The sequence below is a fragment of the Allobosea robiniae genome, assembly GCF_900102525.1.
GTDB lineage: Bacteria > Pseudomonadota > Alphaproteobacteria > Rhizobiales > Beijerinckiaceae > Allobosea > Allobosea robiniae.
This window is the reverse complement of sequence record NZ_FNBZ01000004.1, coordinates 261,953-285,721: the sequence shown is the minus strand read 5'-3', so window position 1 is coordinate 285,721 and position 23,769 is coordinate 261,953. Positions and strand designations below refer to the sequence as shown.

20 protein-coding genes are annotated in these 23,769 nt (G+C 65.4%); 11 read left to right on the top strand and 9 right to left on the bottom strand.

The annotated features are described in order from the left end of the window. Positions 1–74: 74 nt before the first annotated feature. From BLQ70_RS13170 to BLQ70_RS13155, 4 genes are read right to left on the bottom strand one after another with little or no spacing between them, the layout of a single operon-like run. Entirely contained in the window at positions 75–869 is a 795-nt protein-coding gene (locus BLQ70_RS13170; protein WP_170843404.1) for an inositol monophosphatase family protein, read from the bottom strand. Next, on the bottom strand, positions 866–1,660 hold the full coding sequence (locus tag BLQ70_RS13165; RefSeq protein WP_091857347.1) for a carbohydrate ABC transporter permease: 795 nt from the start codon (positions 1,658–1,660) through the stop codon (positions 866–868). The genes BLQ70_RS13170 and BLQ70_RS13165 overlap by 4 nt, the downstream gene beginning before the upstream one ends. Then, positions 1,657–2,529, bottom strand: a complete 873-nt coding sequence (locus tag BLQ70_RS13160) for a carbohydrate ABC transporter permease (protein WP_091857346.1) — start codon at positions 2,527–2,529, stop codon at positions 1,657–1,659. Before BLQ70_RS13160 ends, BLQ70_RS13165 begins: the two co-directional genes overlap by 4 nt. Positions 2,530–2,562: 33 nt before the next feature. After that, entirely contained in the window at positions 2,563–3,912 is a 1,350-nt protein-coding gene (locus BLQ70_RS13155) for an ABC transporter substrate-binding protein (RefSeq protein ID WP_170843403.1), read from the bottom strand. A gap of 188 nt (positions 3,913–4,100) precedes the next feature. Between BLQ70_RS13155 and BLQ70_RS13150 the strand changes: the two genes are divergently transcribed. The 3 genes from BLQ70_RS13150 to BLQ70_RS13140 are packed head-to-tail and all read left to right on the top strand — an operon-like array spanning position 4,101 to position 7,620. Next, on the top strand, positions 4,101–5,081 hold the full coding sequence (locus tag BLQ70_RS13150) for a sugar-binding domain-containing protein (RefSeq protein ID WP_091857344.1): 981 nt from the start codon (positions 4,101–4,103) through the stop codon (positions 5,079–5,081). Between the two features lie 40 nt (positions 5,082–5,121). Then, the gene (locus BLQ70_RS13145) at positions 5,122–6,099 is read left to right on the top strand and encodes a carbohydrate kinase family protein (RefSeq protein WP_091857343.1); all 978 of its coding nucleotides are present in this window, start codon (positions 5,122–5,124) and stop codon (positions 6,097–6,099) included. 30 nt (positions 6,100–6,129) lie between these two features. Next, positions 6,130–7,620: a mannitol dehydrogenase family protein gene (locus BLQ70_RS13140; RefSeq protein WP_091857342.1), complete on the top strand. Its 1,491-nt coding sequence runs from the start codon at positions 6,130–6,132 to the stop codon at positions 7,618–7,620. Positions 7,621–7,683: 63 nt separating this feature from the next. Here BLQ70_RS13140 and BLQ70_RS13135 read toward each other — a convergent pair whose 3' ends face one another. Further along, positions 7,684–8,574, bottom strand: coding sequence for a LysR family transcriptional regulator (locus BLQ70_RS13135; protein WP_061970809.1), 891 nt, complete (start codon positions 8,572–8,574; stop codon positions 7,684–7,686). A 201-nt stretch (positions 8,575–8,775) separates the two neighbouring features. On the opposite strand from BLQ70_RS13135, the gene BLQ70_RS13130 reads away from it, so the two are divergent. From BLQ70_RS13130 to BLQ70_RS13095, 8 genes are read left to right on the top strand one after another with little or no spacing between them, the layout of a single operon-like run. Further along, positions 8,776–10,278, top strand: coding sequence for an ABC transporter substrate-binding protein (locus BLQ70_RS13130; RefSeq protein ID WP_170843402.1), 1,503 nt, complete (start codon positions 8,776–8,778; stop codon positions 10,276–10,278). 14 nt (positions 10,279–10,292) lie between these two features. After that, on the top strand, positions 10,293–11,237 hold the full coding sequence (locus BLQ70_RS13125) for an ABC transporter permease (RefSeq protein WP_091857340.1): 945 nt from the start codon (positions 10,293–10,295) through the stop codon (positions 11,235–11,237). Beyond that, entirely contained in the window at positions 11,234–12,118 is an 885-nt protein-coding gene (locus BLQ70_RS13120; RefSeq protein WP_091857339.1) for an ABC transporter permease, read from the top strand. The genes BLQ70_RS13125 and BLQ70_RS13120 overlap by 4 nt, the downstream gene beginning before the upstream one ends. Next, a complete protein-coding gene (locus tag BLQ70_RS13115) occupies positions 12,115–13,080 on the top strand; it encodes an ABC transporter ATP-binding protein (RefSeq protein WP_091857338.1) in 966 nt (321 codons plus the stop codon). The genes BLQ70_RS13120 and BLQ70_RS13115 overlap by 4 nt, the downstream gene beginning before the upstream one ends. Beyond that, positions 13,077–13,949 carry an ATP-binding cassette domain-containing protein gene (locus BLQ70_RS13110; protein ID WP_091857337.1) on the top strand — a complete coding sequence of 291 codons (873 nt, stop codon included), beginning with the start codon at positions 13,077–13,079 and terminating at the stop codon, positions 13,947–13,949. The genes BLQ70_RS13115 and BLQ70_RS13110 overlap by 4 nt, the downstream gene beginning before the upstream one ends. Further along, entirely contained in the window at positions 13,936–16,011 is a 2,076-nt protein-coding gene (locus tag BLQ70_RS13105) for a hydantoinase/oxoprolinase family protein (RefSeq protein WP_091857336.1), read from the top strand. The genes BLQ70_RS13110 and BLQ70_RS13105 overlap by 14 nt, the downstream gene beginning before the upstream one ends. Further along, positions 16,008–17,750, top strand: coding sequence for a hydantoinase B/oxoprolinase family protein (locus BLQ70_RS13100; protein ID WP_091857335.1), 1,743 nt, complete (start codon positions 16,008–16,010; stop codon positions 17,748–17,750). The genes BLQ70_RS13105 and BLQ70_RS13100 overlap by 4 nt, the downstream gene beginning before the upstream one ends. Beyond that, complete coding sequence (locus tag BLQ70_RS13095) at positions 17,747–18,904, top strand: DSD1 family PLP-dependent enzyme (protein ID WP_091857334.1); 1,158 nt, start codon at positions 17,747–17,749, stop codon at positions 18,902–18,904. Before BLQ70_RS13100 ends, BLQ70_RS13095 begins: the two co-directional genes overlap by 4 nt. Positions 18,905–19,122: 218 nt before the next feature. Here BLQ70_RS13095 and BLQ70_RS13090 read toward each other — a convergent pair whose 3' ends face one another. The 4 genes from BLQ70_RS13090 to BLQ70_RS13075 form a co-directional block, all read right to left on the bottom strand. Next, positions 19,123–20,064 (bottom strand): alpha/beta hydrolase, encoded by a 942-nt coding sequence (locus BLQ70_RS13090; protein ID WP_091857333.1) that lies wholly within the window; start codon positions 20,062–20,064, stop codon positions 19,123–19,125. A gap of 97 nt (positions 20,065–20,161) precedes the next feature. After that, entirely contained in the window at positions 20,162–21,055 is an 894-nt protein-coding gene (locus BLQ70_RS13085) for an ABC transporter permease (protein ID WP_091857332.1), read from the bottom strand. Next, complete coding sequence (locus BLQ70_RS13080; RefSeq protein WP_091857331.1) at positions 21,052–21,969, bottom strand: ABC transporter permease; 918 nt, start codon at positions 21,967–21,969, stop codon at positions 21,052–21,054. Before BLQ70_RS13080 ends, BLQ70_RS13085 begins: the two co-directional genes overlap by 4 nt. 46 nt (positions 21,970–22,015) lie before the next feature. Continuing rightward, positions 22,016–23,518 (bottom strand): ABC transporter substrate-binding protein, encoded by a 1,503-nt coding sequence (locus tag BLQ70_RS13075; RefSeq protein WP_170843401.1) that lies wholly within the window; start codon positions 23,516–23,518, stop codon positions 22,016–22,018. Positions 23,519–23,769 lie beyond the last annotated feature (251 nt).

Below are 23,769 nucleotides of genomic sequence, written 5' to 3'. Positions count from 1 at the left end.
GCCTTCCTTTGGTACCGGAAACTGTTCGGGCGCCGTGGTCTGAGAGCGGCGTCACAAGCGCTGCTTCCAGCAGGTCAGGTCAATCTGGAGATAAGCGCCTCGACGATCTCAGGCGGGCCGATCAGCATCGGCTGCCTGACCGGAAACCCGTAGTCCGGTTTCAGAAGATCCGCCAAGGCGAGCGGGGACCCATCGAGGTAGCGCTCGACGTGCCCGAGCGCGCGGGTGAACGGTAGCGCGGGCGCCAGGTCCCAGAGATAGCAGGGCCCGGTGATGATGGTGTCGCAGCGCCCCGCAGCCAGCATCATCAGGTGGTAAAGGTTCGAACCGAGATTGTGCAGGCGGTAGCCCTCGATCCGGCGAACATCGATGACATCGTGGATCGCGGTGATCATGATGTTGAGCGTGTCCGCCGCGAGGCTTTCCGGCCGGGCGGGCATGGGTGCGCCGTTGAGCAGCGCCAGGCCATCCTCGTAGATGAAGGTCTGGCGCGTCACCGGGAAGTGCAGATATCCGCTCACCGGTATCGCGCCGTCGATCAATCCCATGCCCAGTCCCCAGACCGGCAAGCCGCGGGCGAAGGACGCCGTGCCGTCGAGCGGGTCGATCGCCCATTGGCGTTGGGCGGCCGGCAGATAGGATTCCGCCTCTTCCTCGGAGATCACGCCGATATCCGGCGTGTGTGCGACGAGCCTCCGCAGCACATGGGCCGAGGCGGCCTGGTCGGCCTCGGTCACCGCCGATCCGTCGCGCTTGTCCTGCGCGCTCAGACGCCCGTGGAGCGGCAAGGTGATGTCTTCGTATTCGCGAAACAGCTGCTCCGCGAATGCGCGGTGACTGGTGCTGCCGGGTGGTTGATGAATGGTCACGACATGCCTTTGACGAGATATTTCTGGGCGACGAAACAGAGGATGACGACGGGCAGGACGGCGACCACGCCGAGCGCGGAAACCTCGCCCCACAGGATCCCGCGCTCGGTCTTGAAGAAGACGACCGCCGTCGAAACCATGTTGACCTTGGAGGAGCTCAAGAAGAGCGCGTAGGTGAACTCGTTCCAGGCGGCGAGGAAGCACATGATCCCCGTGGCGAACAATCCCGTCCGGACCTGCGGCAGCACGATCCTCATCAGCACCCCGAACCGGCTGCAACCGTCGAGCAACGCGGCCTCCTCGACCTCCGGCGCGAGCGCAGCGAGATAGCTGCGCATCATCAGCACGACGAAGGGCAGGTTGAAGACCATGAAGGTCAGGATCAGGATCGCGTAGGTATCCAGCATCTCGAAGGTCAGGCCGAGCACATAGAAGGGCAGGACCAGCGCGATCGAGGGAAAGATGCGCGAGGACAGGATGCCGAAGACCACGGCTTCCTTGCGCGGAAAGCTGAACTTGTGGATCGCGTAGGCCGCGACCGTCCCCAATGTCAGGCAGAGCACCACATTCGATAGCGACACGATCAGGCTGTCAGCGATGTACTTGTAGAGACCGTGGCTGACGATCGCAGCCCGGTAGTTGTCGAGGGTAGGGCTGAAGACGAAGCGCGCCGGCTCGTAGAGCAGCGCCCGCGTTTTGAGCGAGGTCACCACCATGTAGAAGACGGGGAAGGCGGCGAAGGCGCAGGCGAGGCTGAGCCAGAGATAGTCGCGCGGGCGAGCCTGCATCATGTCGGCTGCCCCTTGCGCCCCGTCGCGACCATCAGCCCGGACAGGGCGGTGATGATCAGGACCAGGATGACTGCGGCCGCTGCAGCAAGCCCGACCGAACCCAGCGTGAACGCCGTCTTGTAGACGTAGAGCGGCAGGATCGTCGTGGCGTTGCCTGGGCCGCCATCCGTCAGCGTGAAGATCGGCCCGAAAGCCTGGAAAGCCAGGATCGCCTGGAAGATGCTGCTGCTGAGGATCACGGGACGCAGTTGCGGGACGACGATCAGCCAGAACACCTGCCGGTCGCTGCAGCCATCGAGGCGTGCGGCTTCGAGCGGTTCGGGCGCGATGTTGCGGAAGCCGGCGAGGATCATCAGCGCCGAGAGCGGGAAATGCATCCAGACCAGGACGAGCAGAACCGAGAACAGGGCATAGCTCTGGCCGAGCCAGACGATCTTCACACCGAACGCGCCTTCGGCCGCGGCATTCACGATGCCGAAATCGTAGCTGAGCATCAGCTTCCACATCAGCCCGGCGATGGCTGGGTTGACCGCCATGGGCAGGATGATCAGCGTCGTCGCGACGTATGAGAAACGTAGTTTCTTGCTGAGCAGCGTCGCCACGCCCAGCCCCAGCAAGGTCTTGGCCACGACGCTGACCACGGTGACGATCAGGCTGAGCCTGACGGCGGGCCAGAACTCGACCTCCCGGCCGGACAGCAGGCGCCGGTAGTTGTCGAGCCCGACGAACTCCCGATCCGACCAGGTGTAGCCGATCTCAAAGGAGGTCAGGCTGATATAGCCGAGCAGCGCGATCGGCACGGCGCTCAGCAGCAGCAAGGGCAGAGCCGAAGGCCCCACCCATAGCCAGGGCGTCAGGCGCTTCATCATGTCGTGAGCCGATACATCGTCATCCTGCGACGATCAGATGCTTTTCTTGATGCGGGCGGAGATCTGCTCCAGTTCCGGCTTCGCAGCGGCCAGGGCCTCCTTCGGCGACATCTTCTTCAGCAGCGCCTGTCCCGCATAGAAGCCGGCGGTCTGCTGGATCTTGTTGGCCTCGGCTGTCTGTGGAACCCAGTTTCGCCCGATCGAGAGAAGGTTGCCGGCGGCGTCGAGGCTGTCCTTGATCGCCTTGGCAAGCACCGGGTCCTGCGCCGTGAATTCCGGGCTGGTCAGGGTCGAAAGACGCGAGGGGACGCCGCCCTTCGCAACGACCTCCTTCGCCTTTTGCTTCGACGTCATCCAGGCGATGAAGGCCCAGCCTGCCTCCTTGTTGCGGCTGTTCGCGGGAAGGCCCAGGCTCCAGCCGCCGACCGGTCCGAAGCGACCCTTCGGTCCGGAAGGCGGCGCGACATAGCCGACCTTGCCGACGATCTTCGATTTCGTCGTGTCGGTGAGCCAGGGCTGCAACGAGGTGGCATCAAACCACATGGCAGTCTTGCCGGAGGCGAAAGCGGAGACGGCTGCGTCCCAGCTATAGGTTTCGATATCCGGCGGTGCATTCGAGAGCAGGGCGAGAAGGTATTCCAGCGACTGCTGCGTCTCGGGACTGTCGACGGCGACGTCCCAGGTCTTCTGATCGATGACGTTCGCCCCGAAGGCCGGCGTGAACAGCTCCCAGCTCAACGCGAGGGTCCGCCCCGTCTCGGCGCGCATCGAGATGCCATAGAGCCCCGGCTCCTTGTTCTGGAAGAAGCGGGCCGTTTCCAGCAGCTCGTCCATCGTGTCGGGCGCCTTGCGGCCGTATTTCTCGAACAGGTCCTTGCGATAGGACAGGAAGAACGTCTCGCCGGCGACGGGAATGCCGAGCGTCTTGCCCTTCGCCGTACCGATGCCCTGCCGGTAGGCGACATGGATATCTTCGAAATCGTAGTCGTCCGGTGTCGCGTCCTTGTCCTTGAGCAGGTCGCCTAGATCCGCCAGCATCCGCTTGGCCTTGTATTCGGCGAGCGCCGTGCCGCGCACCATATAGACGTCATAGGAGGTGTCGCGCGCGGTCTGGGCCAGCAGCTGCTTGGACATGATCTCGCCGCTGCCGACGACCTCCCACGTTACCTTGATCCCGGTCGCAGCCTCGAATTCCGGCGTCAGCGCCTTCATGGCGTCCGAGGCGGGATGCGAGATCGCGAGGATGCGGATCTCGCGAGCAGGCTTGCCCTTCAGCCCGGCTTCCCAGGCCGCGAATTCGGCCGCTTGAGCGCTCCCGAACGCCACACCGGTCATGCCGAACACGACACCGGACAGAAGAATCTCGCGACGTGACAAAGCCATGTTTCTCTCCCGCGTTAAGGCTTGTTTGCCCATTTGAGCGCATGTATGCACATATGAGCAGGCCGGTCAATTTAGCTGGCTGAAGAGACGGTATCCGCAATCGCGTGGCTCCTGCCTCGCAACATGATCGTGTAACGAGGGTCGATGGACGTAGCTGGGAGCCACGCGATGCTGGAACGGGGACGGTCATGAGCGAGAAGCCGATCGGAGACGAGAGCGTCCCGCGGGCGCGGGGGGCTCGATCCGCGGCCCGCACTATCCAGCTTCTGGAAGTCGCCCGCAGCTTCTACATCGACGAGGAGCCGAAGGTGGCGATCGCCAAGCGCCTGGGGATCAGCCGCTTCGCCGTATCCCGCCTGTTGGAACAGGCGCGCAGCGCCGGGCTCGTCCGCATCGATATCCGCCCGCCGGCCGACGTGGACTTTACCCTGTCGTCGGCGCTGATGCACAAGGCGGGCTTGCGGCGCGCGATCGTGCTTCCCGCCACCGATCCGGCGTCCGAGCTTGCGATACTCGCCGCCGCCGCCGCTTCCTACCTCGTCGAGGCGGGAGCATCGGAGGACGTCGTGGGCCTTGTCGCGGGGCGGACGACCAGCCGCATCCTCGATCGGATCGGCGAACTGCCCGGCCGCTCGATCGTCCAGCTGTCGGGTGTCAGCCGTGCCACCTATTTCGAACATAACCCGGCCGAGATGATCCGTGCGATGGCCATGCGCTTCCGCGGCCAGACCTTTCCGATCTATGCCCCGCTGCTGCTCGCCGACGCGGCTCTGGTCGCATCCCTGCGCGAGCAGATCGGTATCGCCGACAGTATCGCGCAGTTCGAGAAGCTGACACGCGTGCTGTTCTCAGTCGGGGCCTGGAAACCGGACGGCTCGGGGGTCTTCGAGAGTCTCGACGAGACCGTGCGCGCCGAAGCGGCCGAAGCCGGCGCGACGGCCGAGATTCTGGGACACATCTTTGACGCGGACGGGCGACGCATCTGCCGCTCCCTGTCCGAGCGCTGTCTGACGATCTCCTACGAAGATTTCATCATCGTTCCAGACCGCGTGGCCGTCGGCGGATATGCGCGCGCCGACGCGGTCCTGGCCTGCGTTCGCGCCAAGGCCGCGACCACGCTCGTGACCGATGCGAAGACGGCCCAGTTCGTGCTGGATTCGCTGCCATGATCGACGCTGCCGCGAACGCCCGAGCGGAAGGCGCCGCTTCATGAGCATTCTGGTGTGCGGCGAAGCGATCATCGACCTGTTCGTGAGCATCGACGACGGAACCATGCGAGCGCAGCCGGTCCTCGGCGGCTCGCCCTACAATGTGGCCATCGGCCTTGCCAGGCTCGGCGTGACGACATCCTTCTTCGGCGGGTTGTCCTCCGACATATTCGGCGCCGCCATCCGTTCACGCCTCGTCGCTGAGGGGGTCGGCGTCGCGCACGCCGTCGAAAGCGCGCGCTTGACCACCATCAGCGTCGTCGGGAAGGACACGGACGGGCAACCCGCCTACGCGTTCCATGGTGAAGGCAAGGCGGATCGCAGCATCGACGTCGCCGACCTGCCGAAGGAGCTCGACAAGGATACGCGCGCCATCGTTATGGGCTCCTTCACGCTGGCGGTCGAGCCCGTCGCGAGCGCGCATCTTGCGCTCGCCCGGCGCGAGGCGGGCAAACGGCTGATCTCCATCGACCCCAACCTGCGACCGACGGTGATCCCTGACCTTGCGCGCTGGCGCCGACAGTTCGCCGAGTTCCTCCCCGATGCCGGCATCATCAAGGCAAGCGACGAGGATCTCGGCATCGCGTTTCCCGGCATGTCCCATCGCGAGGTGACGGCCAACTGGTTTGCCGCCGGCGCCGCGCTTTGCGTCATCACCCATGGTGCAAAAGGTGCGGTTGCCTGGCGCCCGGGGCGGGACCCCATCGTCGAAACCGGTCGGCCGGTCGAGGCCGTGGATACGGTGGGTGCGGGCGACAGCTTCCACGCTGCCCTGCTCGCGCGGCTGGATCAGTACGGCCTCCTGTCACGCGAAGGCGTGGCCGCGCTGGACGACGCGCATGTGTCAGAGGTCCTGGCCTTCGCCGTGACCGCCGCCGCGATAACCTGCTCTCGCCGCGGAGCCGACCCTCCGCGGCTGGCCGAAATGCTGCCAAATCCGGCCAACGCAGATGCCGTCCGCGCAGGCGTCGTCCGCTAGAGGCCACCCGTTCGCGAGAATGAGACTGCCATGCCCCCCATCGCGCTGAACCGTCGTAACCTGCCGGTCTTACCACCCTCCGTGGAACGTCCTCGATTCGACCCGGCGCAGGTCAAGGCAGGCATCGCTCATATCGGTCTGGGCGGCTTTCATCGCGCTCATATGGCGCGATACACGCAGGAATTGATGGAGGAGGATCCCCAAGCGCTCGACTGGGGAATCCTCGGCTGCCTGCTGGTGCCCAATGATCGGCGCATGGGAGAAAGCCTGGCTCCGCAGGACGCGCTCTACACCCTCGTCGAGCGGGAGGGGGCTCAGGAGCGCGCTCGGGTCATCGCTTCGCTTGTCGGCCTTGTCGATGCCACGCAGTCAAGTGAAGCACTGCTGGCGAAGCTCGACGACCCGGCGATCAGGATCATCAGCCTCACGGTCACGGAAAACGGCTATTGCCTGAATCCGGCGACGAAGCAGCTCGATCCCGATCACGCGCTGATTCGCGCCGACCTCCAAAGTCCCGGCAATCCCCGCAGCGCGATCGGCCTGATCGTCGAGACGCTTCGTCGGCGGAAGCATGCCGGAACGGCCCCTCCGACGCTGCTGACCTGCGACAACATCCAGCACAACGGGAAGGTTCTCCGCAGGGCCGTCCTGGCATTGGCCGGCTTGAGAGACGATGCACTTGCGGCGTGGATCGAACGCGAGGTCGCCTTTCCCTCGACGATGGTCGATCGCATCACGCCTGTCACGGCGCAGGCGGATATCGATGAGCTTGCCACCCGGCACGGTCTCGCGGATCGCTGGCCCGTCATATCCGAAACCTTCAGCCAGTGGGTGATCGAGGACCGCTTTCCAGCAGGTCGCCCAGCCTGGGAGCAGGTCGGAGCCCAGTTTGTGCCGGACGTCGCGCCGTACGAGTTCATGAAGCTGCGATTGCTCAACGCCAGCCACCTCGCTGTTTCCGGCCTGGGTCAGCTCGCTGGATACGTCACGATCGATGAATCCCTCGCCGATTCGCGAATCCGCGCGGTCATGATGGCCTTGATGGAGCGCGAAACAGGACCGACATTGCCGGACATTCCGGGCGTCGATCTGGCGGCCTACAAGGCGCGGCTCATCGAACGCTTCGCCAATCCGGCCATTCGGGACACCGTGCAGCGCGTCAATACCGACGCGCCCTTGAACTACCTCGTCGATCCGATCCGCGACAGACTACAGTCCGGCGGCGATGTGACGTTCCTCGCACTGGCTCTCGCGGCTTGGCTGCGTCGCGTTCGCGGAACGGATGAGCAGGGGAAGCCTATGCAGGTTTCGCATCCCATTGCTGAGATTCTGCGCGAGAGAGCGATCGAGGGGGGCTGCGATCCTCGGCCGCTTCTTTCTGAGCGGTCGTTGTTCGGCGAGTTGGGCGACAACCCTCTTCTCGTCGAGGCTACGCATCGCTGGTTGGCATCGTTTTACAATCTCGGGACCCATCATACCCTCGATGAGGCCGAGCGTTTGGCCACACGTCGACAAGGGTAGGGGCGCGCCACAAGCTGACATTCAAGCTTTGCCAGGAAGCGGACACTTATATACCGAGACTCGTTACCGTCCGATCTTCGCGATATCGGCAGCGAGGTTAACGAGGTAACTGCATTCATCGGCAGATTCGTTGTTCCACCACATCGCACATAGATTGTGCGATGGGATCGCCGGGCGCGCTTCCAGCACGCGTAATGCCAGTTTCTCTCCCGAGAGATGGATCATCTCGCGCGGGATCATCGCCGCGCCGGTGCCGGCGCTCGCGAGGCGAGCTATCACCGTCAGCGGATTGCACGTATTCAGCCGACGCGGCTTCAGCCCCTGCGCGCCGAACCACATTTGGATGGTCGTGAACAGGCCCGATGGCGAGCTGTTGGTAAAGATCGGCAAGTCGACCAGGTTCTCGGGCGTCGCGATATTGCCGCTGAAGGGAAGGCCCTCGCCGATTACCCAGACCAGATCGATCAGCCAGAGCGGGACGATGGTGACCCCCTCATGCGCGCGCGGCTGCGAGAGGAAGGCGATGTCGATCGAGCGGTCGAGCAGGAGCTGTTCAAGCTTGGTGCTGAAGTCGACGGTGACGTCGACCTGCAATTCGGCATGGCGGCGCGCCAACTGGGCAAGCAGATCGGGCAGGATCGCGGCTGCGAAGGAATCGGCGGCGCCGATCCGCAGGAGACTCCTGCCGTGCAGGCCGTCCTTGCTGTGACGCTGCACCTGCTCGGCATGGGCAAGCATGCGCTCGATATCGGCATAGATCGCATTGCCGAGCGTCGTCGGGGCCGGCCGGTAGAGCGAGCGGTCGAAGAGCTCTCCGCCGAGGATGCGCTCCAGCTCCTTGATGCGCAGGCTGACCGTCGGCTGCGACAGGTTGAGGTGCTGGGCCGCGGCGCGGAAACCGCCGAGCCGGGCCACCCAATAGAACGCTTCCGCTTGGCCGAAGGTATAGCGCATCGTTCAAGACGATAGCGAAAGACAATCAAGCAGCAAGCACTTCCTATTTTTAATCGTCGGCGCAGCGATCTAGTTTTCTCTCGTTCGGCGCGGCGCCGGCTTCCGGCGCCGCCAAGGCATTGCCAATAAAACAGGGGAAGTTCGATGCTGACCGTGCCGACAAATCGCCGTGCTTTTCTCGCAACTGCAGCAGGCGGAGCCTTGGGCAGCCTCTTGCCCGCGAGCCTGCTTCACGCCCAGCCCAATAACGGCAAGACGCTGACCATCGTCCTGCCGAGCAATCCAATCACCATCGATCCGATAAATCAGCTCAATCACGATGCCATGGTGCTCGGCCAGACCGTGTTCGAGAACCTAGTCGAATACGATGTCGACGGCGTGCTGAAGCCGCAGCTCGCCAAGGCCCTGCCGACCGTATCGGCCGACCAGAAGACGTATACTTTCGAGCTGCGCGACGACGTCACCTTCCACAACGGCAAGAAGATGACGGCGGAGGACGTGAAATACTCCTTCGACTATCTCCTCGATCCCGCCAACAAAGCGCTCCGCCGGCCGATCTTCGCCAAGATCGCGAAGGTGAGCGTGCTCGATCCGCTTAAGGTCCAGATCGAACTCGCCGAGCCCTACGGGCAGTGGGTCTATTTCCTCACCAAGTACATGGGCATCTTCCCCGCCGGCTCTCGCAAGGAGCATGGCGACGAGTACTTCAAGCAGAGGCCCGCCGGCATTGGGACCGGGTTCGGTGTCTTCGAGGAGTGGAAGCCGAACGACTATATCAGCTTCAGGAAGAATCCGAACTACTGGCGCAAGGGCCTGCCGGCCTGGGACCGGCTCGTCGTCAAGATGATCCCCGAGGATGCGACGCGCGTCGCCTATCTGCTGACCGGGCAGGTCGACATCATCAGCGCCCCGCCGCCGCGCGAGTTCAATCGCCTGAAGACCATGCCGAACGTGGCTGGCGCCTCGCGGCCGACGCTGGGCGGCTCGCTGCTGATGTTCACCAACAATCTCAAGGCGCCGTTCGACGATGTGAATTTCCGCAAGGCGCTGGCCTGCGCCACGGATCGCAAGACCATAGCCGACAAGGTCTATTACGGCCTGCTCGACCCGACCGGCGGGCTCGCGCCACCGCGGGGCTGGTGGTACAATCCCGAGGCCGACAAGGAAATCGCTTTCGACCTGGAGAGAGCGAAGCAGTTCCTGGCCAAGTCGAAATATCCCAACGGCGCCGAGATCGACATCAGCATCCAGGCAGAGCCCTATCTGCTCGACACCAAGGACGCGGCGATCTTCCTGCAGGCGCAGCTCGCCAAGATCGGCATCAAGCTCAACCTCAAGGTCTACGAGTTCTCGGTGCTGATCCAGCAGATCGCCCGGGGCGAGCATCAGATGGCGATGCAGGTCTACATGTCGCCGGGCGAGCCGACCTATACGATCGCCAATACCGTGATGCCCGGGCAGTTCCTGTCGAAAAGCACCGGCTACGACAATGCCGAGCTCAACGCATTGATGTCGGCTGCCTTCGCCGAAAGCGATCAGGCCAAGCTCAAGGACATTTACGGCAAGATGCAGATGATCCTGGCCCGCGATGCGCCGATCGGCGTGCTCGGCTTCGTGCATGCCTCCAATCTCTGGCGCCAGGGCGTGCAGAACTTCAAGGTGAACCAGGCGCTGACGATGAGCGTCGGCGAAGTGAAGCTCTGAGGGCCTGATCGCTCATGCTCCGCCTCGTCGCAGGCCGCATCGTCTCCTCGATCGGCACGCTGCTCTTCGTCGGCCTCGCGCTGTTCGCGCTGACGCGCTCCGGTCCGGGCTCCCCGGCCCGGATTGTGCTCGGGGCCGATGCGACCGCCGAGCAGATCGTGCAGTTCGAGCAGGCACACGGCCTCGACCGCCCCTTCCTGGCGCAGTATGTCGCCTGGCTCGGGGATGTCGCGCATGGGGATTTCGGCAAGTCCTTCGTCACCGGCCGCGATGTCGCGAACGAGATCGCCGATGCGCTGCCGGTGACGCTGGCGATCGTGCTCTTCGCCTTCCTGATCGCGCTCGTCTTCGGCATCGGCATCGGCGTGCTCGCCGCGCTCAAGCCGGGCGGAGCCTTCGACCGGGTGAGCCGCTTCGCCTCGGTGCTCGGCCTCTCGATCCCGGCCTTCTGGCTCGGCATCGTGCTGATCCGCTTCCTCGCGGTCGATCTGCGCCTGCTGCCGCCGGGCGGCTATGTCCCGCTTTCGGCCGGCCTGTCGCTGCATCTGCAGAGTATCCTGATGCCCTCGCTCTCGCTTGCGGTCTACTACATTGCCGTGCTGGCGCGGATGACGCAGGCGAGCCTGCAGGAGACCTTGCGCGGCGATTATGTCCGCACCGCCCGGGCCATGGGCCTCTCCTCCGGGCAGGTCGTGTTCTACGCGCTGGTCAACGCGCTGCCGCCGGTGGTCAACCTCGCGGCGCTGTCCTTCGGCTACATGTTCGGCTGGGCGCTGATCATCGAGCAGGTCTTCAACATCCCCGGCCTGTCGCGTGCGCTCTTGAACGCCATTTCGCAACGCGACTTTCTGCTGCTGCAGGGCATCGTCTTCCTGTTCACCGCGATCTTCGTCTTCGCCAATCTCGGTGCCGACCTGATCAACCGCGTGCTCGATCCGCGCCAGAGGGCGACGGCATGAGCAGCCTGCGCAAAGCCCTGCATGGCCTCGACTGGAGTGGTTGGCTCGGCGCCGGGATCGTCGGGCTGATCGTGCTCGCCGCGATTTTCGCGCCGCTGATCGCGCCTTACGACCCGCTCGCGCTCAATATCGAGGACAGGCTGGCCGCGCCCGACATGAGGCACTGGCTCGGCACCGACCAAGGCGGGCGCGATATCCTCAGCCGCATCCTGTTCGGCGCACGCGCCTCTCTCTTTGTCGGGATCGGTGCCGTGCTGATCGGCGGACTGATCGGCGTCTCCGCCGGGGTTTTCGCCGCCTACAAGGGCGGCCTCGGCGAGCAGATCGTGATGCGCATCGTCGACGGCGTCGCCTCAATCCCGCTGCTGGTCTGGGCGATCGCCATCGTCGGCATCCTCGGCGTCGGGCCGATGCCGCTCGGCCCGTTGCTCCTGCCGAACGAGGTCAAGATCGTCGCGCTCGTGGGCTGCCTGTTCTCTCCGGTCTTCGCGCGCGTCACCTACGCGGTGGCCAAGCGCATCGCCGGGGCCGACTATGTCCGCGCACGCTTCCTGCAGGGGGCGTCGCACTGGCAGATCGTCATTGGCGACGTGCTGCCGAACTGCCTCTCGCCGATCATCGTGCAAGGCACGCTGCTGGTCGCGATCGGCATCGTCATCGAGGCCTCGATCAGCTTCGTCGGCCTCGGCGTGCAGCCGCCACAGCCGAGCTGGGGCACCATGCTCTCGGATGCCCGCAGCGCGATCTACTCTGGCGAGTGGTGGCTGCCCGTGTTTCCGGGGCTTGCCATCTCGCTGACCGTGATCGGCTTCAACTTGCTGGGCGATGCGGTACGCGACCTGTTCGACCCGCGCAGCGAAGCCAGGACGCTGGTCGCATGAGCCCGGCCCTGCTCAGCGTCGAGGGCCTGCGCGTCGGCTTCCGCTCCGCGGATGGCGGTGTGGTCGAGGCCGTGCGCGGCGTCGACTTTTGCGTCGCGCCCGGTGAAGCCGTCGGCATCGTCGGCGAATCCGGCTCGGGCAAGAGCCTCAGCATGTTGGCGGTGATGCGCCTGCTCGGCGCGCCTGCGCGCGTCACCGGCGGGCGGGTGGTCTTCGATGGCGAGGACCTGCTCGCCGCTGACGAGAAGCGCATGCGGGCTCTGCGCGGGCGCGACATCGCCATGGTCTTTCAGGATCCGCAGAGCTCGCTCAACCCGGCGCTCACCATCGGCCGGCAGATCACCGACGTGGTGCGGGCGCATCGCGGCGTCTCGACAGGGGAGGCGCGGCGCATCGCGGCGGAGTCGCTCGAGCGTGTCGGCATCCGCGATGCGGGCAGGCGCCTCGCCTCCTATCCGCACGAGTTCTCCGGCGGCATGCGCCAGCGTGCGCTGATCGCCATGGCGATCGCCTGCCGGCCGCGGCTGCTGATCGCCGACGAGCCGACCACCGCGCTCGACGTCACCGTCCAGGCGCAGATCGTCGACCTGATCGCGGAGCTGCGCCGCGAGCTCGGCCTCGCCGTCGTCTTCATCTCGCACAACCTCCAGCTCGTCGCCGAGATCGTCGACCGCGTCGTGGTGATGTATGGCGGCAAGGTCGTGGAGGATGGGCCGGTCGAGGCGATCGAGCGCGCGCCGCGCCATCCCTATACCAGTCTGCTCAAGGCCTGTGTGCCGAGCCTGTCCGGCCCGGTCGGCCCGTTGACGGCGATCGAAGGCGCGCCGCCGCGGCTCGGACGCCTGCCGGCCGGCTGCCCGTTCTCGCCGCGCTGCCCCGATGCCATCGAGCCCTGCGCCAGCCAGATGCCGGCGCTGGTCACTGAGGCCGGGCACCGCACTGCCTGCTGGAGGCCGCGATGACCGGCCCGGTCCTCTCGTTGCGCGGCGTCTCGAAATCCTTCTCGCAGGGCGGGCTGCTCGATCGTCTGCGCAGGCGCGACAATCGGCTCGTCGCGCTCCACGATGTCAGCCTCGATGTCATGCGCGGCGATGTCGTCGGCATCGTCGGCGAAAGCGGCTCGGGCAAATCGACCTTGGCGGGCCTCGCAGTCGGGCTGGCGCAGCCGACTTCGGGCGAGGTCCTGCTCGACGGTCAGTCGATAACGGAGTTGATGCGCGACCATGCCGGGCCATGGCGCCGGCGTGTCCAGATGGTCTTCCAGGATTCGAGCAGCGCGCTGAACCCGCGCAAGAGCGTTGCCCGCTGCCTCGGCGAGACGCTGGCATTGCGCGGCGTGCCCAAGCCGCAACGAGAGAGCGAGATCGTCGACCTGCTGACGCTGGTCGGACTCGGCCGCGAGATCGGGCCGCGCCTGCCGCATGAACTCTCCGGCGGGCAGCGCCAGCGCATCGGCCTGGCGCGGGCGCTGGCGATGAAGCCGGAGGTTCTGATCGCCGACGAGCCGGTCTCGGCGCTCGACGTCTCCTTGCAGGCGCAGGTCATCAATCTTCTCTCTCGCCTGACCCGCGAACTCGGGCTGACGCTGCTCTTCATCAGCCATGATCTCGCGCTGGTGCGCACGCTGTGCAGCCGTATCGTCGTGATGCGAAAGGGCGCGATCGTCGAGCAGGGCCCTTGCCTCGACGTGCTCGACCGGCCGCAGCACCCCTACACCCAAGCCTTGATCGCCGCCGTGCCCAAAGGCCTCGCCGGCCGACGTACGCCGTTGCCCGTGCGTGCCGATGTGGCGACCCCAAAAACCCGGGAAGACATCCATGGCGCAGCATAGCTACCGGATCGGTATCGACATCGGCGGCACCTTCACCGATGTCGTCGTCGCGCGCGACGACGGGCTGATCGAGACCCGCAAGGTGCCCTCGACCCCGGATGATTACAGCCGCGGCATCGCTCAGGCGTTGAAGGCGCTGGTCGAGGATTACCAGACCACGCCAGACCGCATCACCAGCATCGTTCATGCCACCACGGTCGCGACCAACGCCATCCTCGAATACAAGGGCGCTCGCACCGGGCTCCTCACCACGGCCGGCTTCCGCGACGTGCTCGAGATGCGCCGCCTGCGCATCCCGGTGCTCTACGACCTGCAATACGACAAGCCGAAGCCGCTGGCGGCGCGACGCCTGCGTCTCGAGGTCAGCGAGCGTCTCGGTCCCGATGGCGCGGTGCGCGTGCCGCTCTCGCGGGAGGATGTCGTCGCAGCGGCGCAGCGCTTCCGCGAGGAAGGCGTCGAGGCCGTCGCGATCAGCTTCCTCCACGCCTATGCCAACCCGCAACACGAGATCGAGGCCGAGGGCATCCTGCGCGCCGAGCTCGGCGAGGGCGTCTATATCTGCCGCGGCTCGGAGATCCTGCCGGAGATCCGCGAATACGAGCGGACCTCGACCGTGGTGGTGAACGCCTATATCGGCCCGGTCGTGCGCAATTACGCCAGCGCGCTGACGGCGCGGCTCGCCTCCATCGGCGTCACCTGCCAGGTCGAGATGATGCATTCCGGCGGCGGCATCATGCGGCTGGGCTCGGCGGTGAAGCGCGCGGCCTCGCTGGTCGAATCCGGCCCGGCAGCCGGCGTCATCGCCTGTGCGCGGCTGGTTTCCGGGAGCGACGAGCCCAGCATCATCTCCTTCGACATGGGCGGCACCACCGCCAAGGCGGCGCTGATCGAGCATGGCGAGCCGGCCCGCACCACCGAATACGAGGTCGGCGCCGGCATCAACCTGTCGAGCAAGCTGGTCAAGGGCGGCGGCTACCCTATCAAGATGCCCTTCATCGACGTCTCCGAGATCGGCGCCGGTGGCGGCAGCATCGTCGCGATCGACCGGATGAACCAGGTCTCGGTCGGTCCGCAGAGCGCCGGCGCCTATCCGGGACCGGTCTGCTATGGGCTGGGCGGCCGACAGGCGACGCTGACCGACGCTTTCCTCACGCTGGGCTACATCAACGACGTCGCGCTTGCCGGTGGCAGCTTCCCGCTCCAGGCCGATGCGGGCCGTGCAGCGCTCGACGACCAGGTCGCGCGCCCGCTCGGCCTCGACCTCCAGCAGACGGCCCGTGGCGTGCTGACGCTGGCGGTCACCACCATGACCCGCGCGGTCAAGGCGGTCTCGACCTATCGGGGTCGTGATCCGCGCCAGGCGACTTTGGTCGCCTTCGGTGGCAATGGCCCGGTGGTCGCGGCCGAGGTCGCGCGCGCGCTCGGTATCCGCCGCGTCATCGTCCCGCGCGCCGCCGGTGTCTTCAGCGCGCTCGGCCTGCTGCGCTCCGATGTCGAGCAGGAGTTCGTGCGGCCCTCGCGACGGCGGGCGGGCGAACTGGACGATGCCGGGCTGGAGCAGCTCTTCGCCGCGCTCGGCGCCGATGCCCGCCGTATCTTGGCGCTCGAAGGCTATGATCTCGCGCAGGCAGAGTTCCGCTATGCCGCCGACCTGCGCTATGTCGGCCAGGCCTATGAACTGACCGTTCCGGCGAGACGCTTCGACATCGCCGAGCTCAGCGAGCTGTTCCACCGCGAGCACGAGCGCACCTACGGCCATCGCTCGCAGAAGGACGCGGTCCATCTCGTCAATGCCCGCCTGACGGTGCGTCTGCCGCTGGTCGCCCCGCCCCAGCAATTCGCCGGGGAAGCGCCGATGCGCCGGACCGACCGGCCGGTCTCCTTCGCTGCAGGCACGCCGGCTGCGGCCATCGCCGTGATCGGCCGGGCCGATCTCGACGGCACGGCGCGGCGCGGACCCTTCGTCATCGAGGAATACGACTGCACCTGCGTGGTCGGACCCGGCCAGAGCGCCAGGCTCGACGAGGCCGGCAATATCGACATCGCTCTGGAGGCTGCATGAGCATGCGCGAGATCGACCCGATCACCCTCGAAGTCATCCGCAACGCACTGGCCTCGACCGCCGACGAGATGGCGCTGATCGTGATGCGCTCTGCCTACTCGCCCGTCGTGCGCGACATCATGGATTATTCCACCGCGCTCTGCGATGCACAGGGCCGGGTGATCGCGCAGGGCCTGACCTTGCCGATCCAGCTCTGCTCCTTCCCGCGGATCATGGGCTTCGTCCGCGAGCGCTATGGCGACGGCCTGAAACCGGGCGACATCCTGATCGCCAACGATCCCTATGGTTCGGGTGGCCAGCATCTGCCGGATATCTACATCCTGAAGCCGATCTTCGTCGGCGGCCGGCTTTCGGGCTTTGCCGCGACGGTGGCGCATCACACCGATCTCGGCGGCATCGTGCCCGGCAGCGTCGCGATCTACGCAACGGAGATCCAGCAGGAAGGTTTGCGCATCCCGCTGCTCAGGCTCTACGACGCAGGCGAACCGGTCGAAGCGGTGTTCCGCATCCTCGAGGCGAACACGCGCTCGCCGGTCGAGGTGCTCGGCGACATCCGCGCCCAGATCGCCGCCTGCAATGTAGCCGAGGAAGGGTTGAAGACGCTCGTCGCCCGGTATGGGGCCGGGATTCTCGATACCTATATCGACGCGCTGCACGACCATGCCGAGGCGATGATGCGCGAGGTCATCCGCGCCCTGCCGAACGGCGTCTACCGCGCGACCGATTACATCGACGGCGTCGGCGAGCATCCTGAGCCGCTGCCGATCGTCGCGACCGTCACGGTTGCCGACGACACGATCGACATCGATTTCGCCGGAACGGCCGACCAGGTCGCGGCTTCGATCAACTGCCCGATCTCGCTGCCGGAATCAGCTTCCTTCTGCGCCATACGCTGCCTGTCGCAGCAGGACATCCCGAATTGCGAGGGCTATCTCAGGCCGATCACGGTCAGGGCGCCGGAGGGCTGCCTTGTCAATCCGCGCTATCCGGCTGCCTGCGGGGCGCGCGGCGTCGTCGGCTATCGCGTCTTCGATGCGATCATGCAGGCACTGGCGCAAATCGTGCCGGAGCGCGCCATCGGCGGCTCGGAGGGCGGGCCCTATCTGCTCGCCGCCGGCGGCACGCATGAGGGCCGGCCCTTCGTGCTCAACGAGATGGTGGTCGGCACCTGGGGCGCACGCGCCGGCAAGGACGGCATCGAGGGCATCTCCAACCCCGCCGCCAATCTCTCCAACCAGCCGGTCGAGATGATCGAGGCCGACATGCCGGTCGAGGTACTGCGCTATGGTCTCGTGCCGGATACGGGTGGGCCCGGCGAGTTCCGCGGCGGGCTCTCCTTCATCCGCGAGTTCCGCTTCCTCGCACCGGTCCGCTTCGTGCTGCGTGGCGACCGGCGCGACCATCCGCCCTTCGGTTTCGAGGGGGGCCACCCTGGCGCGCCCTCGGCCCATGTCCTGATCCGCGCGGATGGCACGGAGCAGGGCCTGCCCACCATGCCGATGGAGAGCTTCACGGCGCGAGCCGGCGATGTCTTCCGCCTGATCGGCGCTGGTGGCGGCGGTTCTGGCGATGCGTTGCGCCGCGATCCCATCCGCGTTGAGGACGACCTGCGCGAGGGGAAGGTCACGTCCGAGGGCGCTGTGCGCGATTACGGCGTGGTCTTTGCCGCCGACGGCGTGAGCATCGATCACGACGCCACGGTTCACCGCCGCGCTGCGCTTGTGGAGACGAGGACATGAGCAGGACCTTGTTCGGCGCGGCTGCGCTCAACAAGAATTTCGTCGGCGAGGAGGGCAGCCGGGCGCGGCTGGAGACGCCGGCCGCCGTACTCGATCTCGATCTGTTCGAGCACAATATTGCGTTGATGGCCCAGACCTGCCGGAAGGCCGGATTGAGCCTGAGACCGCACGCGAAATCGCACAAATGCGCCGAGATCACGCGCAGACAGATGGCAGCAGGTGCGCTCGGCAATTGCTGCGCCAAGCCAGGCGAGTTGCTTGCGCTGTTCGAGGGCGGCGTGCGTGATCTCCTGCTCAGCGCCCCGATCGCCAGCCCTGCGAAGATCGAGGCGTTGGCGCGCGCAGCCGCCGCGGGCGGGCGTATCGGCGTCGTCGTCGACCGAGCCGATCTCGCCACCGCCTATGCGGAGGCAGCACAGCGGCACGGCACCGCCTTCGATGTGCTGGTCGATCTCGATGTCGGGCTGAAGCGCAGCGGCGTCGCGACGCCGGTTGAGGCTGTCGAACTGGCGAGGCTCGTTTCTGGGCTGCACGGGCTGCGCTATCGCGGTGTCCAGGCCTATCAAGGCCGTGTCCAGCATATCGACGACTTCATCGCGCGTCGCGCCGCCAATCAAGAGATGGGCAGGTTGCTGGCGTCGATGATCGAGGCGCTGCGCGAGGCTGGGATGGCACCGGAGATCGTCTCGGGCGGCGGCACCGGCAGCCATCTCCTCGACGGCGAGGATCATTTGCTGACCGAGATTCAGGCCGGCTCCTATGTCTTCATGGATGAAGCCTATGGCAGCGTCGACATGCATGGCCGAGGCGGCCCGGAGTTCAAGCCGGCGCTGCGGATCGCCGTGACGATAATTGGTCACAGTTCCCTCGGCTTCGCCATTACCGATGGCGGCAGCAAGAGCTTCGCGCTCGACGGGCCGCCGCCGCGCGTCTTCCTGAACGGAGAATTGGTCGGACGGATCGAATGGTGCGGCGACGAATTCGGCCGCGTCCTTGCGTCGGAAGGACAATCTGCGTTGCCGATCGGCACGGTTGTCGAGTGCACTGTTCCGCACTGCGACCCCACCATCAACCTGCATGACGTCCTTCACGTGGTCCAGAACGAGAAGCTGGTTGCGCTATGGATGGTCGAGGCTCGGGGACGCGCTGACTGAGGCTGGGCGGGTATTGTAAGAGGCGCAAGCGCCAGGGGCGGACATTGATCCATCACCAGAAACCGGACATTCAGTTCAAATCCGCAGCCATGCTGAAGACCAGATCCGGGGGTGACACGGGATTTGGGGCCGACCCGTGGACCGCGGCGCGAGGTGCTGTCCTGCATTGAGCAATGGGGCGGGCGGCGTCGAAACCTTGCCCCCACCCCAAAGATCGCTCAGCCGATCCTCAGGCCACGCTTGATCGTGGCGTAGAGATAGGCCGCTTCTTCCCGGGCTTCGGGCGACACCGTGACGGCACGCAGAAAGCTGTGCTCAAGGTTCTTGGCCACGCGGACCTCGGCCTTCGCGCCATCCGCGTTCATCCGCTCGCCGTAGAGCAGGCCTTCGTCGTAAAGCGGGTCGAGCTCGGCGACATGGATGAAGGCCGGCGGCAGATCGGCGTAGTTCGTGGCCTGCAGCGGCACGGCATAAGGATCCTTGGTGTCGAGCTTATCCGACAGATAGGCCTTCAGATAGAATTCGAGGTCGTTCTTGTTGAACTGCGGATCGTGGTTGATCCGGACATAGCTGTCGGTCTCGGTATTCGTGTTCATCGGACCGGGATACAGCAGAACCTGCATCGCCAGCTTCGGCCCCTGGCGATCACGCGACATCATCGAGATGGCCGCGGTCAGGCCGCCTCCGGCGCTGTCACCGGCGATCGCGAGGCGATCGAGGTCGATCTTGTAGCGATCGGCGTATTTTTCGAGCCATTGCAGCGTGAAGAAGCCGTCATCGACCGCAGCCGGATAGGGGTTCTCCGGAGCCCGGCGATAATGCACGGCGACGATCTGGGCGCCGGTGCCGGCCGCCAGGTTCGCAACCACCGTATCGTGGGTATAGAGGCTGCCGGACATATAACCGCCGCCATGGAAGTAAACGATCGTCGGCTGCTTCTCGTCGGTCTTCTGGCTGTAGATCCGGATCGGAATCTCGCGCCCCGGCGCGGCGATGAACCAGTTGGTGACGGTGATGCTCGCCGGATACGGCTCCTTGAAGATGTCGGCATAGGCCTCGAACTGTGCGCGACGCTCGTTGGGATCCCGCGGGCGGGCCTTCGACCCGCCGCGAACCTCGCTCACCCGCTTCTTGTATTCCGTCATCGCGTGTTCAATCATTTCGGCGTTCCTCTTCTTCGGTCATTCGTGGCGCGGCATCGGCCACTCGGAAGGCATCAGATCCACGGCTACTTGCCGGGCTGGACATGTCTGGGGTTTAGTCGGCAGCATCTCTCGGCGAGCTCAGGTCGCGCAGCCCGTCGCCCAGCAGGTTGATGCCGAGCACCAGGACCACGAGCGCGATACCGGGAATCGTGATCACCCAGGGCGTGAAGAAGACGTAGTTTCGCCCTTCCGCGATCATCAGTCCCCAGGACGGTAACGGCGGCTGAACACCGAGCCCCAGGAACGAGAGCGCGGCCTCGAGCAGAATCGCGTGGGCGATTTCGAGCGTGAACACGACCAGGATCGGCCCCAGGATGTTCGGCAGCACATGGCGCAGCATGATCCTGGCGTCGGAGCCGCCATAGGAGCGCGCTGCGATAATATATTCGCTGTCGCGCAACTGCATGACCGTGGCCCGCGTCACCACAGCGAAGCGATCCCATAGCAGCAGGCCGAGAACAGCGACCACGACGGTCAGAGAGCTTCCGATCAGCCCGACAACCGCGAGCGCGACCAGAACGATCGGCATGGCGAGCCGCACGGTGACGAAGAAGGAGATCATCAGATCCAGGCGGCCGCCATAGAAGCCGGCCAGCATGCCCAGCAGGATACCGACCGAGCCCGAGATCAGGACGGTGCCGAAGCCGATCAGCAGCGAAATCCGGCTGCCGTAGATCAGGCGGCTGAGATAATCGCGGCCGAGCTGGTCGGTCCCCAGCATATGGGCCCAACTGCCCTCCGCTGCCCAGACCGGCGGCTTCAGCCGCATCGGCAAGTCCTGGAGATAAGGGTCATACGGGGCCAGGAGCGGCGCCGCGACCGCGCAGAGAACGGCGAGGAGGACGATCGCGCCGCCGACGCTCGCGCCGGTGTTGCGCAGCCAACGCCTGGCGCGCGCGCCCAGCACCGAGGCCGACGACGGCCCGGAGAGAGACATATCGGTCATTGCAGGCGCACCCGGGGATCGATTGCGGCATTCAACAGGTCGGACGCCAGCGTGAGGACGACGAAGATCATCGAGAACATCAGCACGATCGACTGGACGACGGGGAAGTCGGCTCGCTGGATCGATTCCCAGCTGAGATAGCCGACGCCATGCAGCGCGAAGACCGTCTCGACGACCGTCGAGCCCCCGAGCAGGAAGCCGAACTGGACCGCAGCGAGCGCCACGACCGGCATCAGCGCGTTGCGCAGGGCGTGGGTTGTGACGATGGCCCTGAGGCTCAGCCCTTTGGCGCGCGCGGTCCGGATGTAGTCCGCATGCAGCACCTCGATCATCCCCGCCCGCGTCAGGCGCATGATCGCCGGCATCGCATAATAGGCGAGCACGATGATCGGCAGGATGAAGCCCTGCCACTCCTCGCTTCCCGACAAGGGCAACCACTGCCAGTGCAGGCCGAAGATGTAGATCAGCATCAGCGCGAGCCAGAAGCTCGGTACCGCCTGGCCGACCACCGCCGTCGTCAGGCAGAGCCGGTCGAGCCAGCTGTTTCGATTCAGTGCCGCGCAGATGCCGAGCGGGATCGCCAGCAGCAGGGCCAGCCCGATCGCCAGCGTCGCGACGGTGAAGGTGACGGGGACGCGTTCCAGGATCAGCGCCGAGACCGGCTGCTTGAAGTAGTATGACTCTCCGAGATCGCCGCGGATGATGTTCCCGAGCCAGTCGAGATATTGCAGCGCAAGCGGCCGATCCAGGCCATAGCTGATGCGGATCTGCTCGACCTGCTCGGAACTTGCGCCCTCGCCGGCCAGCGCCTGGGCGAGATCGGCCGAGAGGCGCAGCACGGTGAACGAGACGACCGAGACCGTGAAGGCGACGAGGACGGCAACAAGGATTCGTTTCAGCGCGAAACTTGCCAATGCGAACCTCCCTCAGGATTGGGGCCGATCGAAAGGTTCATGAAGATCACTTCCAGGAGGCGCGGTAGAATCGGTTGATCTCATCCGGCGACGGCGTGAAATCGAGCTCCTTCGAGAAAGCGTAGTTGTTGACGATTTCGACGAGAGGCAGCCAGTAGACCTGATCCAGGATGCGGTCCTGCGCGTCCTTGTAGAACTTCGTCCGCTCCTCGACAGATTGCGTGCCGTCAGCCTTGCGGATCGCCTCGGTCACGACCGGATCCCGCGAAAGGTCCTGCGGTGCCTCGCCGAAATAGGTCCCGAAGGCGATCGAGGCGTCGCTGATACCCCAGAAGCCGGTCGAGGCGTGGAAGAGCGGCATCTCGCGCTTGACCCACTTGTCGCGGAAGGCAGCCCAGACGTTGAAGTTCATGGCGGCGCGGATACCGACGCGCTGGAGATCGCCGATCACCGCCTCGGTGATGAAGCGGTCCGAGGTCGAGCCGATCGAGGTCTCGAAACCGTCCGGGAGTCCCGCCTTGGCGAGAAGCTCCTTGGCCTTGGCCGGATCATAGGCGTAATCGACCCCCGGTGCGGGACAGGCAAGCTGCTTGGTCGCGCAGACGGTTTTGAGCGTGGCCGCTCCACCACGGATGAGATTCTTGGCGATCGCGTCGCGATTGACCGCGTGGGCGACGGCGCGCCGAACCTCGGGGCGCGCGAGCGGCGATTGCGGGTCGAGCGCATTGAAGGTCAGGAAGGCGACCCGCAGGGTTGGCGAGCGCTCGACCCGGATGGTGGGGATGCTCTCCAGTTGATCGGCCTGGTCCGGCGTCAGCCGCCACAAGAATTCGGCGCGCTTGGTCATCAGCTCGCCCATCATCAGGTTGAGGTCTTTCTGGGTCCGGACGACGACCCGCTTGATGCGCGCCTTGGGCTTCGTCCCGCCTGAGAAATAGGCGTCGTTCCGCTCCAGCACGTATTCGCGCCCGGGGGAGAACGAGGTGACCTTATAGGGACCGGTGCCGACCGGATTCTTGCCCATTCCGGCGGTGCCGACCTTCTTGTAGTATTGATCCGGATAGATCGGCACGCCCAGCGTGAGATATTCCAGCGCGGCCGGGAACGGGCGCTTCAGCTTGATGCGCACGGTGTATTGATCGACCTTCTCGACGGCGTCGATCCAGCTGACCATCTGCACCAGGAGGATCTTGTTGTTGGGATCCTTGACGTAGTCGATCGTGTAGACGACGTCGTCGGCGTCGAAATCCTCGCCGTTATGGAATTTGACGCCCTTCCGCAGCTCGAAGAGGAGGCTGGTCGGGCTCTCCCACTTCCAGCTCGTGGCGAGATTGCCGACATACTCCCCGGTCTTGGGATCCCGATCGACGAGCCCGTCCCAGACGTTGTTCATCAGGGTGAGGCCGGAGTGATCCGTGAAGTAATAGACGTCGAGGGTGGTCTGCTCACGATCCCAGGACACGGTGAGCGTGTCGTTCGCCTTTCCGGCAAAGGCAGGAGTTGCGGCAGCAAGGCCGAGCAACAGAGCAGCAGCGCGTGAGACGGTCATCGCAATCCCCTTGATATCGTTGGAAATGATCGAGTTCTCCGGCCGCGCAGCGGCAGCCGTTTCGCCTGGCCATCTGGACGGGTCACAACTCCGAAGGCCAGCAAGCGCAGGAGCAACCCCGGCGCTGCGGCGGGCATGCCGATTTGACAGCGATGTCGGCGACAGCGACGCCTTTCCCGGAAGGCATCTGCGAAACTGCGGCATTCGAGCCTCCCAAGGCGACCTTCTCCGGGGCTTCGTGAACATTGCTT

What these genes read in the sequence shown, in the direction of transcription:
- BLQ70_RS13150 (WP_091857344.1), top strand. Translation starts at nt 4,101, where the DNA reads ATGAGCGAGAAGCCGATCGGAGACGAGAGCGTCCCGCGGGCGCGGGGG.
- BLQ70_RS13120 (WP_091857339.1), top strand. Translation starts at nt 11,234, where the DNA reads ATGAGCAGCCTGCGCAAAGCCCTGCATGGCCTCGACTGGAGTGGTTGG.
- BLQ70_RS13110 (WP_091857337.1), top strand. Translation starts at nt 13,077, where the DNA reads ATGACCGGCCCGGTCCTCTCGTTGCGCGGCGTCTCGAAATCCTTCTCG.
- BLQ70_RS13145 (WP_091857343.1), top strand. Translation starts at nt 5,122, where the DNA reads ATGAGCATTCTGGTGTGCGGCGAAGCGATCATCGACCTGTTCGTGAGC.
- BLQ70_RS13105 (WP_091857336.1), top strand. Translation starts at nt 13,936, where the DNA reads ATGGCGCAGCATAGCTACCGGATCGGTATCGACATCGGCGGCACCTTC.
- BLQ70_RS13165 (WP_091857347.1), bottom strand. Translation starts at nt 1,660, where the DNA reads ATGATGCAGGCTCGCCCGCGCGACTATCTCTGGCTCAGCCTCGCCTGC.
- BLQ70_RS13160 (WP_091857346.1), bottom strand. Translation starts at nt 2,529, where the DNA reads ATGATGAAGCGCCTGACGCCCTGGCTATGGGTGGGGCCTTCGGCTCTG.
- BLQ70_RS13100 (WP_091857335.1), top strand. Translation starts at nt 16,008, where the DNA reads ATGAGCATGCGCGAGATCGACCCGATCACCCTCGAAGTCATCCGCAAC.
- BLQ70_RS13115 (WP_091857338.1), top strand. Translation starts at nt 12,115, where the DNA reads ATGAGCCCGGCCCTGCTCAGCGTCGAGGGCCTGCGCGTCGGCTTCCGC.
- BLQ70_RS13085 (WP_091857332.1), bottom strand. Translation starts at nt 21,055, where the DNA reads ATGACCGATATGTCTCTCTCCGGGCCGTCGTCGGCCTCGGTGCTGGGC.
- BLQ70_RS13155 (WP_170843403.1), bottom strand. Translation starts at nt 3,912, where the DNA reads ATGGCTTTGTCACGTCGCGAGATTCTTCTGTCCGGTGTCGTGTTCGGC.
- BLQ70_RS13135 (WP_061970809.1), bottom strand. Translation starts at nt 8,574, where the DNA reads ATGCGCTATACCTTCGGCCAAGCGGAAGCGTTCTATTGGGTGGCCCGG.
- BLQ70_RS13090 (WP_091857333.1), bottom strand. Translation starts at nt 20,064, where the DNA reads ATGATTGAACACGCGATGACGGAATACAAGAAGCGGGTGAGCGAGGTT.
- BLQ70_RS13095 (WP_091857334.1), top strand. Translation starts at nt 17,747, where the DNA reads ATGAGCAGGACCTTGTTCGGCGCGGCTGCGCTCAACAAGAATTTCGTC.
- BLQ70_RS13125 (WP_091857340.1), top strand. Translation starts at nt 10,293, where the DNA reads ATGCTCCGCCTCGTCGCAGGCCGCATCGTCTCCTCGATCGGCACGCTG.
- BLQ70_RS13140 (WP_091857342.1), top strand. Translation starts at nt 6,130, where the DNA reads ATGCCCCCCATCGCGCTGAACCGTCGTAACCTGCCGGTCTTACCACCC.
- BLQ70_RS13075 (WP_170843401.1), bottom strand. Translation starts at nt 23,518, where the DNA reads ATGACCGTCTCACGCGCTGCTGCTCTGTTGCTCGGCCTTGCTGCCGCA.